General features: G+C 60.3%; 12 protein-coding genes and 2 tRNA genes. All 14 read left to right on the forward strand.

Translation table 11 applies throughout. From position 1 onward, the window contains the following. The first annotated feature begins 49 nt into the window (after nt 1–49). The 14 genes from ftsH to pnp all read left to right on the forward strand — a co-directional run bounded on the left by ftsH (nt 50) and on the right by pnp (nt 14518). The gene (ftsH, locus tag BLR77_RS15945; RefSeq protein WP_055987051.1) at nt 50–1963 is read left to right on the forward strand and encodes an ATP-dependent zinc metalloprotease FtsH; all 1914 of its coding nucleotides are present in this window, start codon (nt 50–52) and stop codon (nt 1961–1963) included. 8 nt (nt 1964–1971) lie between these two features. Continuing rightward, nucleotides 1972–2823: a dihydropteroate synthase gene (folP, locus tag BLR77_RS15950; RefSeq protein ID WP_074679470.1), complete on the forward strand. Its 852-nt coding sequence runs from the start codon at nt 1972–1974 to the stop codon at nt 2821–2823. Between the two features lie 13 nt (nt 2824–2836). Beyond that, on the forward strand, nt 2837–4174 hold the full coding sequence (gene glmM / locus BLR77_RS15955; RefSeq protein ID WP_074679471.1) for a phosphoglucosamine mutase: 1338 nt from the start codon (nt 2837–2839) through the stop codon (nt 4172–4174). Between the two features lie 65 nt (nt 4175–4239). After that, the gene (gene tpiA / locus BLR77_RS15960; RefSeq protein WP_074679473.1) at nt 4240–4995 is read left to right on the forward strand and encodes a triose-phosphate isomerase; all 756 of its coding nucleotides are present in this window, start codon (nt 4240–4242) and stop codon (nt 4993–4995) included. Nucleotides 4996–4998: 3 nt separating this feature from the next. Further along, nucleotides 4999–5376 (forward strand): preprotein translocase subunit SecG, encoded by a 378-nt coding sequence (gene secG / locus BLR77_RS15965; RefSeq protein WP_004424408.1) that lies wholly within the window; start codon nt 4999–5001, stop codon nt 5374–5376. A 7-nt stretch (nt 5377–5383) separates the two neighbouring features. Continuing rightward, a tRNA-Leu gene (locus BLR77_RS15970) sits at nt 5384–5469 on the forward strand. Nucleotides 5470–5566: 97 nt separating this feature from the next. Then, nucleotides 5567–5643, forward strand: a tRNA-Met gene (locus tag BLR77_RS15975). A gap of 129 nt (nt 5644–5772) precedes the next feature. Next, nucleotides 5773–6231, forward strand: coding sequence for a ribosome maturation factor RimP (rimP, locus tag BLR77_RS15980; protein WP_004424406.1), 459 nt, complete (start codon nt 5773–5775; stop codon nt 6229–6231). Nucleotides 6232–6391: 160 nt separating this feature from the next. Beyond that, on the forward strand, nt 6392–7873 hold the full coding sequence (nusA, locus tag BLR77_RS15985; RefSeq protein WP_074679475.1) for a transcription termination factor NusA: 1482 nt from the start codon (nt 6392–6394) through the stop codon (nt 7871–7873). A gap of 27 nt (nt 7874–7900) precedes the next feature. Further along, complete coding sequence (gene infB / locus BLR77_RS15990) at nt 7901–10375, forward strand: translation initiation factor IF-2 (protein WP_074679477.1); 2475 nt, start codon at nt 7901–7903, stop codon at nt 10373–10375. Between the two features lie 109 nt (nt 10376–10484). Further along, nucleotides 10485–10877, forward strand: a complete 393-nt coding sequence (rbfA, locus tag BLR77_RS15995) for a 30S ribosome-binding factor RbfA (protein ID WP_004424397.1) — start codon at nt 10485–10487, stop codon at nt 10875–10877. Between the two features lie 3 nt (nt 10878–10880). Further along, nucleotides 10881–11801 (forward strand): tRNA pseudouridine(55) synthase TruB, encoded by a 921-nt coding sequence (truB, locus tag BLR77_RS16000; RefSeq protein WP_074679479.1) that lies wholly within the window; start codon nt 10881–10883, stop codon nt 11799–11801. A gap of 170 nt (nt 11802–11971) precedes the next feature. Beyond that, nucleotides 11972–12241 carry a 30S ribosomal protein S15 gene (rpsO, locus tag BLR77_RS16005; RefSeq protein WP_004424394.1) on the forward strand — a complete coding sequence of 90 codons (270 nt, stop codon included), beginning with the start codon at nt 11972–11974 and terminating at the stop codon, nt 12239–12241. A 171-nt stretch (nt 12242–12412) separates the two neighbouring features. Beyond that, nucleotides 12413–14518 carry a polyribonucleotide nucleotidyltransferase gene (gene pnp / locus BLR77_RS16010; RefSeq protein ID WP_074679481.1) on the forward strand — a complete coding sequence of 702 codons (2106 nt, stop codon included), beginning with the start codon at nt 12413–12415 and terminating at the stop codon, nt 14516–14518. Nucleotides 14519–15055: the final 537 nt, after the last annotated feature.

Here is a 15055-nt window from a genome sequence, read left to right on the forward strand (position 1 = left end):
AGCCCGCTTCGCCACGAGGCCTGCTTCAGAGGGTAGCTAATTGAACGACATGGCAAAGAATCTGATCCTGTGGCTGATCATCGCGGCGGTGCTGGTTACCGTGATGAACAACTTCTCCAGCCCGAGCGAGCCGCAGACCCTGAGCTACTCGCAATTCATCGAGCAGGTGAAGGAAGGGCGCGTCGAGCGCGTCACCGTCGATGGTTACGTGATCACTGGCAAGCGCACCGATGGCGAGGGCTTCAAGACCATCCGTCCGGCGATCCAGGACGGTGGCCTGATTGGCGACCTGATCGACAACAACGTGGTCATCGAAGGCAAGCAGCCTGAGCAGCAGAGCATCTGGACTCAGTTGCTGGTCGCCAGCTTCCCGATCCTGGTGATCATCGCCGTATTCATGTTCTTCATGCGCCAGATGCAGGGCGGTGCCGGCGGCAAGGGCGGGCCGATGAGCTTCGGCAAGTCCAAGGCGCGTCTGCTCTCCGAAGACCAAGTCAAGACTACTTTCGCCGACGTCGCCGGTTGCGACGAGGCCAAGGAAGAAGTCAGCGAGCTGGTGGAATTCCTGCGCGATCCGGGCAAGTTCCAGCGCCTGGGCGGTCGTATTCCGCGCGGCGTGCTGATGGTTGGCTCGCCGGGTACCGGCAAGACCTTGCTGGCCAAGGCCGTGGCCGGTGAGGCGAAGGTGCCGTTCTTCACCATTTCCGGTTCCGACTTCGTCGAGATGTTCGTCGGTGTTGGTGCTAGCCGTGTTCGCGACATGTTCGACCAGGCCAAGAAGCACGCGCCGTGCATCATCTTCATCGACGAGATCGACGCCGTGGGTCGCCATCGTGGCGCCGGCATGGGCGGTGGTCACGACGAGCGTGAGCAGACGCTCAATCAGTTGCTGGTAGAGATGGACGGCTTCGAAATGAACGACGGCATCATCGTCATCGCTGCCACTAACCGTCCTGACGTTCTCGACCCTGCGCTGCTGCGTCCTGGCCGCTTCGACCGCCAGGTGGTCGTTGGTCTGCCGGATATTCGCGGTCGTGAGCAGATTCTGAAAGTGCACATGCGCAAGGTGCCGATGGGTGACGACGTCAATCCCGCAGTCATCGCGCGCGGTACGCCGGGTTTCTCCGGTGCCGACCTGGCCAACCTGGTCAACGAAGCTTCCCTGTTCGCCGCTCGCGCCGGCAAGCGCCTGGTGGAAATGAAGGAGTTCGAGCTGGCCAAGGACAAGATCATGATGGGCGCCGAGCGCAAGACCATGGTCATGTCCGACAAGGAGAAGCTCAACACCGCGTTCCATGAGGCGGGTCACGCCATCGTTGGGCGCCTGGTGCCAGAGCACGACCCGGTTTACAAGGTCTCCATCATTCCGCGTGGTCGTGCCTTGGGTGTGACCATGTTCCTGCCAGAAGAAGATCGTTATAGCCTCAGCAAGCGTGCCCTGATCAGCCAGATCTGCTCGCTGTTCGGTGGTCGTATCGCCGAAGAGATGACCCTGGGCTTCGATGGTGTCACCACGGGTGCCTCGAACGACATCATGCGCGCCACCCAGTTGGCCAAGAACATGGTCACCAAGTGGGGGCTGTCCGAGAAGCTGGGCCCGCTGATGTATGCGGAAGAGGAGGGTGAAGTCTTCCTTGGTCGTAGCATGGGCAGCCAGGCCAGCAACGTTTCCGGCGAGACTGCCAAGCAGATCGACGAGGAAGTGCGTCGCATCATTGATGAATGCTATGCCACGGCCAAGAAACTGCTGGTAGAGAACCGCGACAAGCTCGATGCCATGGCCGAAGCGCTGATGAAGTACGAAACCATCGATGCCGATCAGATCGACGACATCATGAACGGTCGCGAGCCTCGTGAACCGCGCGGCTGGGATGGTGGCGGTGACTCCGGTGCGCCGCAGGCCAAGGTCGACGAGCCAGATCGTTCTGAAAAGCCCATTGGTGGGCCGGCGGCCGAGCACTAAGAGCGTCTATGTTCAACGCGCAATACCCGAGCCGGCTACCCTGTGGTAGCCGGCTTCTTGATTTGTCCCGTCCGCAGGTGATGGGCATCCTCAATGTCACTCCTGATTCTTTTTCCGACGGCGGGCGCTTTACGGCGCGCGATGCTGCATTGCGTCACGCTGAGCAGATGGTCGCCGCAGGTGCGACGCTGATCGATATCGGTGGTGAATCCACACGCCCTGGTGCGCGCAGCGTTTCGCCGACCGAGGAGTTGGAGCGGGTCGCGCCGGTGGTCGAAGCTATTGCCCGTGAGCTTGACGTGATCATTTCTGTGGACACCTCGACGCCGGCGGTCATGCGCGAAAGCGCGAGGCTGGGTGCGGGGCTGATCAATGATGTGCGTTCGTTGCAGCGTGATGGCGCTCTGGATGCGGCGGCAGACAGTGGTCTGCCGGTGTGCCTGATGCACATGCGCGGCGAGCCGGGCAACATGCAGGACGATCCGCAATACCCGGATATCGTCACTGAGGTGCGTGACTTTCTCGTCGAGCGCATGGCCGCCTGTGCGACAGCCGGTATTCCTGCTGAGCGGATCCTGCTCGATCCGGGCTTTGGTTTTGCCAAGACCCTGGAGCACAATCTCGCCCTGTTCAAGCGCATGAGTGAGCTCTCTGCGTTGGGTCGGCCCTTGCTGGTTGGTGTTTCGCGCAAGAGCATGATCGGCAAGGTGCTCGGTCATGAGGTTGGCGGTCGCCTCTACGGCAGCCTGGCATTGGCTGCTCTGGCGTTGACCAAGGGCGCACATATTCTGCGTGTGCACGATGTCGCCGAAACGGTGGACGTGGTGCGCATGATCGCTGCGGTTGAAGCGGCGCAATAACAAGGAAAGCGTTATGGCTAGAAAGTACTTCGGCACCGACGGCATTCGTGGTCGCGTCGGCCAGTTTCCCATTACTCCGGATTTCATGCTCAAGCTCGGCTGGGCAGCTGGCATGGCGTTTCGCAAGCAGGGCAAGTGCCGCATCCTGATCGGCAAGGACACGCGTATTTCCGGCTACATGTTCGAGTCCGCCCTGGAGGCGGGGCTGGCTGCAGCGGGTGCTGACGTGCAGCTGCTCGGCCCGATGCCGACGCCGGCCATTGCCTATCTGACCCGCACATTCCAGGCCGATGCCGGTATCGTCATCAGTGCTTCGCACAATCCGCATGATGACAACGGCATCAAGTTCTTCTCCAGCGAAGGCACCAAGCTTCCGGATGATGTCGAGCTGATGATCGAAGAGCTGCTCGATCAGCCGATGACCGTGGTCGAATCTGCCGGAATCGGTAAGGCTTCGCGGATCAACGATGCCTCTGGGCGCTATATCGAGTTCTGCAAGGGCAGTGTGCCCAGTGGCACCAGCTTCAAGGGGCTGAAGATCGTCATCGATTGCGCCCATGGCGCTGCCTACAAGGTTGCGCCGAGTGTGTTTCGCGAGCTGGGTGCTGAGGTCCGGGTCATTTCGGCGCAGCCTGATGGCCTCAATATCAATGATGCTTGTGGCTCCACTCATATTGCGGCGCTGCAGGCTGAAGTGGTTGCGCAGCAGGCTGATCTGGGGATCGCCTTCGATGGTGATGCTGATCGCGTGCTGATGGTCGACCAATATGGTGCGGTGGTCGATGGTGATGAGCTGCTGTTCATCATTGCGCGTGATCTGCAGGAGCGTGGGCGGCTGCGTGGCGGTGTGGTCGGCACGCTGATGAGCAACCTCGGTCTGGAATTGGCCCTGGCCGATCTGAACATCCCATTCATTCGCGCCAATGTGGGCGATCGCTATGTGATCGCTGAATTGCTGGCGCGCAATTGGCAACTGGGTGGCGAGAACTCCGGGCATCTGGTGTGCTTCCAGCACACTACGACTGGCGATGCGATCATCGCGGCCCTCCAGGTGTTGATGGCGCTCAAGCGTCGTGGCCAGAGCCTGGTCGATGCGCGTAGCGATCTGAAGAAGTGTCCGCAGGTGCTGGTCAACGTGCGTTTCTCCGGTGCGCTCGACCCGCTCGAGCATCCTTCGGTGAAAGAAGCCTGCGCGCGCGTTACCGAGAGCATGGCGGGGCGCGGTCGGGTGCTGCTGCGCAAGTCCGGCACGGAGCCACTGGTTCGGGTGATGGTCGAAGGTGACGAGGAAAGTTCGGTCCGCGGCTATGCCGATGAATTGGCTAAGATTGTTGCTGAAGTCTGTGCTTGATTGAGCTTGCTACCGAGGGTGCTCTTGGGTAACATCTGCGCCCTCTTTGATCGACGAGGTAAAACATGCGTCGCCCCTTGGTCGCAGGTAACTGGAAAATGCACGGTACCCGCGCCAGCGTCGCAGAGCTGATCGAAGGGCTGTGTCAGCAAGACTTGCCCGCTGCTGTTGATGTCGCGGTTTTCCCCTCCAGTCTGCATATCGCTCAGGCCGTAGAAGGTCTGATTGGGAATGCGGTAAAAGTTGGGGCCCAGAACTGTGCGGCTCAGCTTGAGCAGGGCGCCTTGACTGGCGAATTGGCAGTGAGCCAGTTGCTTGATGGCGGTTGTGAGTTTGTGCTGGTTGGTCACTCCGAGCGTCGCCTGATTCTGGGTGAGAGCGACGAAGTGGTCGTGCGCAAGTTCGCGGCAGTGCAGGCGGCGGGGTTGACTCCCGTGCTCTGCGTTGGTGAAACCCGCGTGCAACGTGAAGCGAATGCAACGCTGGGTGTGGTGGGTGGCCAATTGGCCGCAGTGATCGATGCGCTGAGTGTCGATGCGCTGAAGAACGCCGTAGTTGCCTATGAGCCCGTATGGGCCATTGGCACCGGGTTGACCGCTACGCCTGAGCAGGCTCAGGAAGTGCATGCAGCTATCCGCGCGCAAGTTGCGCAGCTCGATGCTGGTGTCGCGAGTGAGCTGAGAATTCTTTATGGCGGCAGTGTGAAGGCCGCCAGTGCTGCCGAGTTGTTCGGCATGCGGGATATCGATGGGGGGCTCGTGGGTGGTGCCTCTCTGAATGCGGATGAATTCGGTGCGATCTGTCGCGCTGCAGGAAACTGAAGAATGCTGGAAACAGTCATTGTTGTTCTGCACCTGCTGGGTGCGATCGGGATTGTGGTGCTGGTGCTGTTGCAGCAGGGTAAGGGCGCTGACGCGGGTGCGTCGTTCGGTTCGGGTGCTTCGGCAACTGTATTCGGAAGCCAAGGTTCCTCTACCTTTCTGAGTAAGTTTACTGGTATACTCGCCGCGGCTTTTTTCATTACCAGCTTGGGTTTAGCGTTCTTTGCTAAAGAAAAAGCTGATGCACTGACTCAGGTTGGTCTGCCAGATCCAGCGGTTCTGGAAGTTCAACAAAAACCGGCTGTCGAAGACGTGCCGGTGCTCGAAGAGCAAGCTCCAGCGTCCGATGCTTCGGACGTGCCGGAGGCTCCAGAGCAGTAACAGTTTTGCCGAGGTGGTGGAATTGGTAGACACGCTACCTTGAGGTGGTAGTGGCCATAGGCTGTAGGGGTTCGAGTCCCCTCCTCGGTACCATACTCAAGAAAGCCCGCAGTTCGCGGGCTTTCTTGTTGCTGGAGTGTTTGGTTGACCCCTGCAAGGGGGTGGCCGTATAATTCCGGCCCAGCTTTGACGCGGGGTGGAGCAGTCTGGTAGCTCGTCGGGCTCATAACCCGAAGGTCGTAGGTTCAAATCCTGCCCCCGCAACCAGTTTCAGCAGGCCCCTTTTCAGGGGCTTTTTGTTAGCTGAAAGACAATGTCCGTTGGTGTTTACGGCGGATTGAAGGGATGGGCGTTTCGCCCATTTTTTATTTGCACAGCATGCACGAGGGCCGTTAAGTGTCGAGCAAGCTAGAACAGTTGCAGGCCTTGTTGGCCCCGGTAATCGAAGCGCTCGGTTATCAATGTTGGGGCATCGAGTTCCTGTCGCAGGGGCGTCATTCGCTGCTGCGTGTCTATATCGATAAAGCCGATGGCATCCTGATCGATGATTGTGAAATCGTCAGCCGTCAGCTCAGTGGTGTACTCGATGTCGAGGATCCGATTACCTCTGAGTACACTTTGGAAGTTTCTTCCCCTGGCATGGATCGTCCGTTGTTCACCCTCGAACAGTTTGCGACGCATGCCGGTGAACAGGTGAAGATCAAGCTGCGTTCGCCTTTCGATGGGCGTCGTAACTTCCAGGGCCTCCTTCGTGGTGTGGAGGAGCAGGACGTGGTGGTTCAGGTGGATGACCACGAGTATCTGTTGCCGATCGACCTGATCGACAAGGCCAATATCATCCCCCGATTTGATTGAGATGCGGATTCTGTGGCGCTGCTGGATTGCCGATTGTCGGCGCAGCGCGAGCGACACAGATGGCGCGAAGGTAGCGCGGCAGCGCACGAATGTAGCGCCAATGGCGTGAACGTGACGCGGATTGCGCAGAACCAATGGATTGCGAAAGGCGAGGCGTACGATGAGCAAAGAAGTACTGCTGGTTGTTGAGTCGGTATCCAATGAAAAGGGTGTACCGGCCAGCGTGATTTTCGAGGCGCTGGAGCTGGCTCTGGCGACCGCCACCAAGAAACGTTTCGAGGACGAAGTCGATCTGCGCGTGTCGATCAACCGTCAGAACGGTAGCTACGAAACTTTCCGGCGCTGGACCGTGGTCGACGAGTCCGAGTTCGAGGACCCGGCCTACCAGGTGACCGAGGATATGCCGCAGGCCGTCGAGGCCAACGCCAAGATCGGTGCCGTGCTCGAGGAGAAGATCGATTCCATCGAGTTCGGCCGCATCGCCGCACAAACCGCCAAGCAGGTCATCGTGCAGAAAGTGCGCGAGGCCGAGCGTGCTCAGGTCGTCGACGCCTACCGCGAGCGCCTGGGTGAGATCATCTCCGGCACCGTGAAGAAGGTTACCCGCGACAACGTCATCGTTGACCTGGGCAACAACGCCGAGGCACTGCTGGCCCGTGAAGACATCATCCCGCGCGAGACCTTCCGCGTTGGCGTGCGTCTGCGTGCCCTGCTCAAGGAAATTCGTACCGAGAACCGTGGCCCGCAGCTGATCCTGTCGCGTACCGCGCCGGAAATGCTGATCGAGCTGTTCCGCATCGAAGTGCCGGAAATCGCCGAAGGGCTGATCGACGTCAAGGCCGCCTCCCGTGATCCGGGTTCGCGCGCCAAGATTGCCGTGCGCTCCAAGGACAAACGTATCGACCCGCAGGGTGCCTGCATCGGTATGCGTGGTTCGCGCGTCCAGGCCGTTTCCGGCGAGCTGGGCGGTGAGCGCGTCGATATCGTGCTGTGGGACGACAACCCCGCGCAGTTCGTAATCAACGCCATGTCGCCGGCTGAAGTGGCTGCGATCATCGTCGATGAAGATGCCCATGCCATGGACATCGCCGTTGGCGAAGACAACCTGGCCCAGGCCATTGGTCGTGGCGGTCAGAACGTGCGTCTTGCCAGTCAGTTGACCGGCTGGACCCTGAACGTGATGACCGAAGCGGACATTCAGGCCAAGCAACAGGCAGAAACCGGCGACATCATGCAGTCCTTCATCGACGAGCTGGAAGTCGACGAAGAACTGGCTCAAGTCCTGGTCGAAGAGGGTTTCACCAGTCTCGAAGAGATTGCCTACGTACCCATGGAAGAAATGCTCAGCATCGATGGCTTCGACGAGGAGATCGTCAATGAGCTGCGTGCACGGGCCAAGGATCGTCTGCTGACCAAGGCGATCGCCAACGAGGAGAAGTTGGCCGATGCCCATCCGGCAGATGATTTGCTGGAACTGGAAGGCATGGACAAGGCGCTGGCTCTAGAGCTTGCGCTGCGCGGCGTGATTACCCGTGAAGACCTGGCCGAGCAGTCGATTGACGACCTGCTCGACATCGACGGCATCGACGAAGAGCGTGCCGGCAAGCTGATCATGGCCGCCCGAGCCCATTGGTTCGAATAAGCGGTTGCGGCCTGAGGAGAAAGATGCATGACGCAAGTCACGGTGAAAGAACTGGCCACAGTGGTCGACACCCCGGTTGAGCGCCTGCTGCAGCAGATGCGTGAAGCTGGCCTGTCCCACGACAGTGCCGAACAAGTAGTGACCGATAGTGAGAAACAGGCCCTGCTGGCCCATCTCAAGAGCAGTCACGGCGACAAGGTCGAAGAGCCGCGCAAGATCACCTTGCAACGCAAGACCACCAGCACCCTGCGTGTTGCTGGTAGCAAGACCATCAGTGTTGAAGTGCGCAAGAAGAAGACCTTCGTCAAGCGCAGCCCGGAAGAGATCGAAGCCGAGAAGCAGCGCGAGCTGGAAGCGCAGCGCGCAGCTGCCGAGGCCGAGCGTCTGAAGGCCGAGGAAGAAGCCAAGCGCAAGGCTGACGAAGAAGCCAAGCGTCAGCCTGCCGCTGCTGCGACCGATAGCGCCGCGCCGACGCCTGTCAGCGAGCCGGTGGTTGCTGCTCCGGTCGTCGAAGTCGAGCGCAAGAAAGAAGAAGTGCGTCGCCCCGAGAAGGCGCGTTCTGATGAAGACGAGCGTCGCGATCGCAAGCACACCCAGCATCGTCCTGCTACCAAGGAGAAGGCGCCGGCTCCGCGCGTCGCTCCGCGTAGCGTCGATGAAGAAAGCGACAGTTTCCGTCGTGGTGGCCGCGGCAAGTCGAAGATGAAGAAGCGCAACCAGCATGGCTTCCAGGCTCCGGCCGGCCCGGTGGTGCGTGACGTGGCCATTGGCGAAACCATCACTGTGGGCGATCTGGCTCAGCAGATGTCGGTCAAGGCAGCCGAAGTCATCAAGTTCATGTTCAAGATGGGCACCCCGGCTACCATCAACCAGGTGCTGGACCAGGAAACTGCCCAGCTGATCGCCGAAGAACTGGGCCACAAGGTCAAGCTGGTCAGCGACACCGCTCTGGAAGATTCCCTGGCCGAGTCGCTGAAGTTCGAAGGTGAAGCCTTCTCCCGTGCTCCGGTCGTGACCGTAATGGGCCACGTCGACCATGGTAAGACCTCGCTGCTCGACTACATTCGTCGCGCCAAGGTGGCCTCCGGTGAAGCGGGTGGCATCACCCAGCACATCGGTGCCTACCACGTCGAAACCGACCGTGGCATGGTCACCTTCCTTGACACCCCCGGTCACGCCGCGTTTACCGCCATGCGTGCGCGTGGTGCCAAGGCGACTGACATCGTCATCCTGGTCGTCGCAGCTGACGACGGCGTGATGCCGCAGACCCAGGAAGCCGTACAGCACGCGAAAGCGGCTGGCGTGCCGATCGTGGTCGCGGTGAACAAGATCGACAAGCCCGATGCCAACCCGGACAACATCAAGAACGGCCTGGCCGCTCTCGACGTGATCCCGGAAGAGTGGGGCGGCGATGCACCTTATGTGCATGTGTCGGCCAAGATGGGTACCGGTATCGACGAGCTGCTCGAAGCTGTTCTGCTGCAGGCGGAAGTCCTCGAGCTGAAAGCCACTCCGTCGGCCCCGGGCCGTGGTGTGGTGGTCGAATCGCGTCTGGACAAGGGCCGTGGCCCGGTTGCCACCGTGCTGGTTCAGGACGGTACCCTGCGTCAGGGCGACATGGTCCTGGTCGGCGTCAACTATGGCCGTGTGCGTGCCATGCTTGACGAGAACGGCAAGCCGATCAAGGAAGCCGGTCCGTCGATTCCGGTCGAGATCCTCGGCCTCGATGGCACGCCGGATGCCGGTGACGACATGACTGTGGTCGCCGACGAGAAGAAGGCCCGCGAAGTTGCCCTGTTCCGTCAAGGCAAGTTCCGCGAGGTCAAGCTGGCCCGTGCTCACGCCGGCAAGCTGGAAAACATCTTCGAGAACATGGGCCAGGAAGAGAAGAAAACCCTCAACATCGTGCTCAAATCCGATGTGCGTGGTTCTCTGGAAGCTCTACAAGGCTCGCTCAGCACCCTGGGCAACGACGAAGTGCAAGTGCGTGTGGTCGGTGGCGGCGTCGGTGGTATCACCGAGTCCGATGCCAACCTGGCGCTGGCTTCCAATGCCGTGCTGTTCGGCTTCAACGTCCGTGCTGACGCCGGTGCGCGCAAGATCGTCGAGGCCGAAGGCCTGGACATGCGCTACTACAACGTCATCTACGACATCATCGAAGACGTCAAGAAGGCGCTCACCGGTATGCTCGGCAGCGATGTTCGCGAGAACATCCTGGGTACCGCCGAAGTGCGTGACGTGTTCCGTTCGCCGAAGTTTGGCGCGGTTGCCGGTTGCATGGTCATCGAAGGCACTGTCTTCCGTAACCGTCCGATCCGCGTACTGCGCGAAGACGTGGTGATCTTCGAAGGTGAGCTGGAATCGCTGCGTCGCTTCAAGGACGACGTCGCCGAAGTGCGTAATGGCATGGAGTGCGGTATCGGCGTGAAGAGCTACAACGACGTCAAGGTCGGCGACAAGATCGAAGTGTTCGAGAAAGTCCAGGTGGCTCGCAGCCTGTAATCGCGAGTCGCAACACGCAACGCCCGGCCCCGCATTCGCGCGGCCGGGCGTTTGCCGCTTTTGAGTCCGCTGGCGAATAGATGGCGGACGAAGTAAAGGTAAGTAGAAAATGGCCAAAGATTACAGCCGTACCCAGCGTATCGGCGACCAGATGCAACGCGAACTGGCCCAGCTTATCCGGCGTGAGGTCAAGGATCCGCGTCTGGGGCTGGTGACCATCACCGCAGTCGACGTCAGCCGTGATATCGGTCACGCCAAGGTCTTCATCACCGTCATGGGACAGGATGATGCCGAGGCGATCAAAGAGAGCCTCAAGGTACTCAATGACGCTGCCGGTTTCCTGCGCATGCAGCTGGGCAAGGCGATGAAGCTGCGCAGCGTGCCACAGCTGCACTTCCACTACGACGAGAGCGTCCAGCGCGGTGCTCACCTGTCGGCACTGATCGAGCGTGCCGTGGCGGAAGATCGTCTGCACGACGACACCGCGGGTTCCAAGGAGTAAGGCGTGGCGCAGGTCAAACGTATTCGCCGCAAGGTCGACGGCATCATCCTGCTCGACAAGCCGCACGGTTTCACGTCCAACGCCGCGTTGCAGAAGGTGCGTTGGCTGCTCAATGCCGAGAAGGCCGGTCACACCGGCAGCCTCGATCCGTTGGCCACCGGTGTGTTGCCGTTGTGTTTCGGTGAGGCAACCAAGTTCTCCCAGTATCTGCTCGACGCTGACAAGGGCTATGAGACCGTCGCTCAGCTTGGCGTTACCACCACCACCGGTGATGCCGAAGGCGATGTTATCGAGCGTCGCCCGGTGACCGTCGGTCGCGCCGAGATCGAGGCCCTGTTGCCGCGCTTTCGTGGTGAAATCAAGCAGATACCGCCGATGTACTCGGCGTTGAAGAAGGATGGTCAGCCACTCTACAAGCTGGCTCGGGCGGGTGAAGTAGTGGAGCGCGAAGCGCGTTCTGTTACTATTGCGCGCCTGGAACTGCTGGCCTGCGAAGGCGAGCAGGCTCGCCTGGCGGTTGATTGCAGCAAAGGCACCTATATTCGTACGCTGGTCGAGGATCTCGGCCAGTTGCTCGGCTGCGGGGCACATGTCGCCGAGCTGCGCCGTACCAAGGCCGGCCCGTTCGACCTGTCGCGTACCGTGACGCTGGAAGAACTGGAGGCCGCACACGCCGAAGGTGGTAACGAGGCGCTGGATCGCTTCCTGTTGCCGGCCGATAGCGGTCTGCAGGACTGGCCGCTGCTGCAGTTCTCCGAGCACAGCGCGTTCTACTGGTTGCAAGGGCAGCCGGTACGTGCGCCGGAAGCGCCGAAGTTCGGCATGGTGCGGGTGCAGGATCACAATGGTCGCTTCATCGGTATCGGTGAAGTGAGCGACGATGGGCGTATCGCCCCGCGTCGATTGATTTATACCGGTGCGTAGCACCGAACGGTTCGGCCGAGATGGCTGAAAACCTGATGCTGACGATGTCGTCATCAGGTGCTGCGAGGGTGGCTGTTAGTAGGCACGGTCATACCTCTTTTTAAAACACGGGAAGCGATTCCCGGCCTATTGAGACTGCTTCGGCAGTTTCCAGATGAGAGGAAGCCAACATGGCACTCAGCGTTGAAGAAAAAGCCCAGATCGTTAACGACTACAAGCAAGCTGAAGGCGATACCGGTAGCCCGGAAGTGCAGGTTGCCCTGCTGACCGCCAACATCAACAAGCTGCAAGGCCACTTCAAGGCCAACGGCAAAGATCACCACAGCCGTCGTGGTCTGATCCGTATGGTTAACCAGCGTCGTAAGCTGCTGGACTACCTGAAGGGTAAAGACACCAGTCGTTACAGCGCCCTGATCGGTCGCCTGGGCCTGCGTCGTTAATAGACGCGAGCTGCACAAGTTGGAAGCTGGGAGTTCGGCGTCGCGAGTGGGGAGTGATCCTCACCTCGGGGCGCTGGGCTCCCAGCTTTTGGCTTTTCGAGGGATGCATCGGGTCCGACTCCCGCGCTTCTTTCCAATTTCCCCCAAGGCAACAAAGAGAAGGAAAACACCGTGAACCCGGTAATCAAGAAATTCCAGTTCGGTCAGTCGACCGTTACCCTCGAGACTGGCCGTATCGCCCGTCAAGCCTCCGGCGCAGTGCTGGTCACCGTTGACGACGACGTCAGCGTGCTGGTCGCCGTAACCGGCGCCAAGACTGCAGACCCAAGCAAGGGCTTCTTCCCGCTGTCCGTGCACTACCAGGAAAAGACCTACGCTGCCGGCAAGATCCCCGGCGGTTTCTTCAAGCGTGAAGCACGTCCTTCCGAGAAAGAAACCCTGACCTCGCGTCTGATCGATCGTCCTATCCGTCCGCTGTTCCCGGAAGGCTTCCAGAACGAAGTGCAGGTCATCTGCACCGTGGTTTCCACCAGCAAGAAGACCGATCCGGACATCGCTGCGATGATCGGTACTTCGGCTGCCCTGGCCATCTCCGGTATCCCATTCAGCGGCCCGATCGGTGCTGCGCGCGTGGCCTTCCACCCGGAAACCGGCTACCTGCTGAACCCGAATTACGAGCAGCTCAAGGCTTCGAGCCTGGACATGGTCGTGGCCGGTACCAAGGACGCCGTGCTGATGGTCGAATCGGAAGCCAAAGAGCTGACCGAAGACCAGATGCTGGGCGCCGTGCTGTTTGCCCATGAAGAGTTCCAGGTTGTCATCCAGGCTGTCGCCGAGCTGGCTGCCGAAGCCGGCAAGCCGACCTGGGACTGGCAGCCGAAGCCGGAAAACACCGCGCTGCTGAACGCCATCCGTGGCGAGTTCGGTGACGCGATTTCCCAGGCCTACACCATCACCATCAAGCAGGACCGCTACGCGCGTCTGGGCGAGCTGCGCGATCAGGTCGTGGCCAAGTTCTCCGGCGAAGAAGGTCAGCCTACTGCCGGTGAAGTCAAGGAAGCCTTCGGCGAGATCGAATACCGCACCGTGCGCGAGAACATCGTCAACGGCAAGCCGCGTATCGATGGTCGTGACACCCGCACCGTGCGTGGCCTGAACATCGAAGTCGGTGTACTGGACAAGACCCACGGTTCGGCGCTGTTCACCCGTGGCGAAACCCAGGCGCTGGTCGTGGCCACCCTCGGTACCGCCCGCGACGCGCAGCTGCTCGACACCCTCGAAGGCGAGAAGAAAGACCCCTTCATGCTGCACTACAACTTCCCGCCGTACTCGGTCGGTGAGTGTGGTCGCATGGGCGCCACTGGCCGTCGCGAAATCGGCCACGGCCGTCTGGCCCGTCGTGGCGTTGCCGCCATGCTGCCGAGCGCTGACGAGTTCCCGTACACCATCCGCGTGGTGTCGGAAATCACCGAGTCCAACGGTTCTTCCTCCATGGCTTCGGTATGCGGCGCTTCCCTGGCGCTGATGGACGCCGGTGTGCCGATGAAGGCACCGGTTGCCGGTATCGCCATGGGTCTGGTGCTGGAAGGTGAGAAATTCGCCGTCCTGACCGACATCCTCGGTGACGAAGACCACCTGGGCGACATGGACTTCAAGGTAGCCGGTACCGCCAAAGGTGTTACTGCGCTGCAGATGGACATCAAGATCCAGGGCATCACCGAAGAAATCATGGAGCAGGCGCTGGAGCAGGCGCTGGAAGCCCGCCTGAACATCCTCGGTCAGATGAACCAGGTCATCGCCCAATCGCGCAGCGAGCTGTCGGCCAACGCGCCGACCATGCTGGCGATGAAGATCGACCAGGACAAGATCCGCGATGTGATCGGCAAGGGTGGCGCCACCATCCGTGGTATCTGTGAAGAAACCAAGGCCTCGATCGACATCGAGGACGATGGCTCGATCAAGATCTTCGGCGAAACCAAGGAAGCGGCCGAGGCTGCCAAGCAGCGCGTACTGGCCATCACCGCGGAAGCTGAGATCGGCAAGATCTACGTCGGCAAGGTCGAGCGCATCGTCGACTTCGGCGCCTTCGTCAACATCCTGCCGGGCAAGGACGGTCTGGTGCACATCTCCATGCTGAGCGATCAGCGCGTGGAGAAGGTCACCGACGTGCTGCAGGAAGGCCAGGAAGTGAAGGTTCTGGTACTGGACGTGGACAACCGCGGCCGTATCAAGCTGTCGATTAAGGACGTAGCTGCTGCCGAGGCCTCTGGCGTCTAAGCACGGTTGGTCTGTTCGAACGAGAAGGGCTCCTGCGGGAGCCCTTTTTTTGGTTCTTCGCATTCTCGCGGGGAGGATACGTTTGACACCGGACTGGCAATTACGTGTTAGCTGTCGATGACTTGGCACTATCCATTAGCACGCCGCCTGGCCTGATGGGTTTCGCCCTTTACGGGCGAGTCACTTTCTCTTGCTTGCCCAAGAGAAAGTAACCAAAGAGAAGGGCACCCCACCATCCGGCCCCGGCTGCGCCGTGGTTCCCTCGTTCCATCACCACTCCAGGGGCACGCTGCGAAGGGCCATCCCTGGCCCATCGCAGCTCTCGCGACATCCATGTCGCTCAACCCCTTACGCGGCGATTCCACTCGGCCTCCTGAAGGGGATTTGGGCGTCGCCTGCGTGATCGCTGCCTAAAAGCAAAAGCAAAAAAAAGCAAAAACAGACACCGTCGAGCTTGAGCCTGAGGAAATCTTGCAAGCTCGCGACCTAGTCCCCCTTCAGGAGGCCGAGTGGAGGTGCTGTGTAGGGGAGCGAGCC

This window comes from Ectopseudomonas alcaliphila (assembly GCF_900101755.1).
In the GTDB taxonomy this organism is placed as follows: domain Bacteria; phylum Pseudomonadota; class Gammaproteobacteria; order Pseudomonadales; family Pseudomonadaceae; genus Aquipseudomonas; species Aquipseudomonas alcaliphila.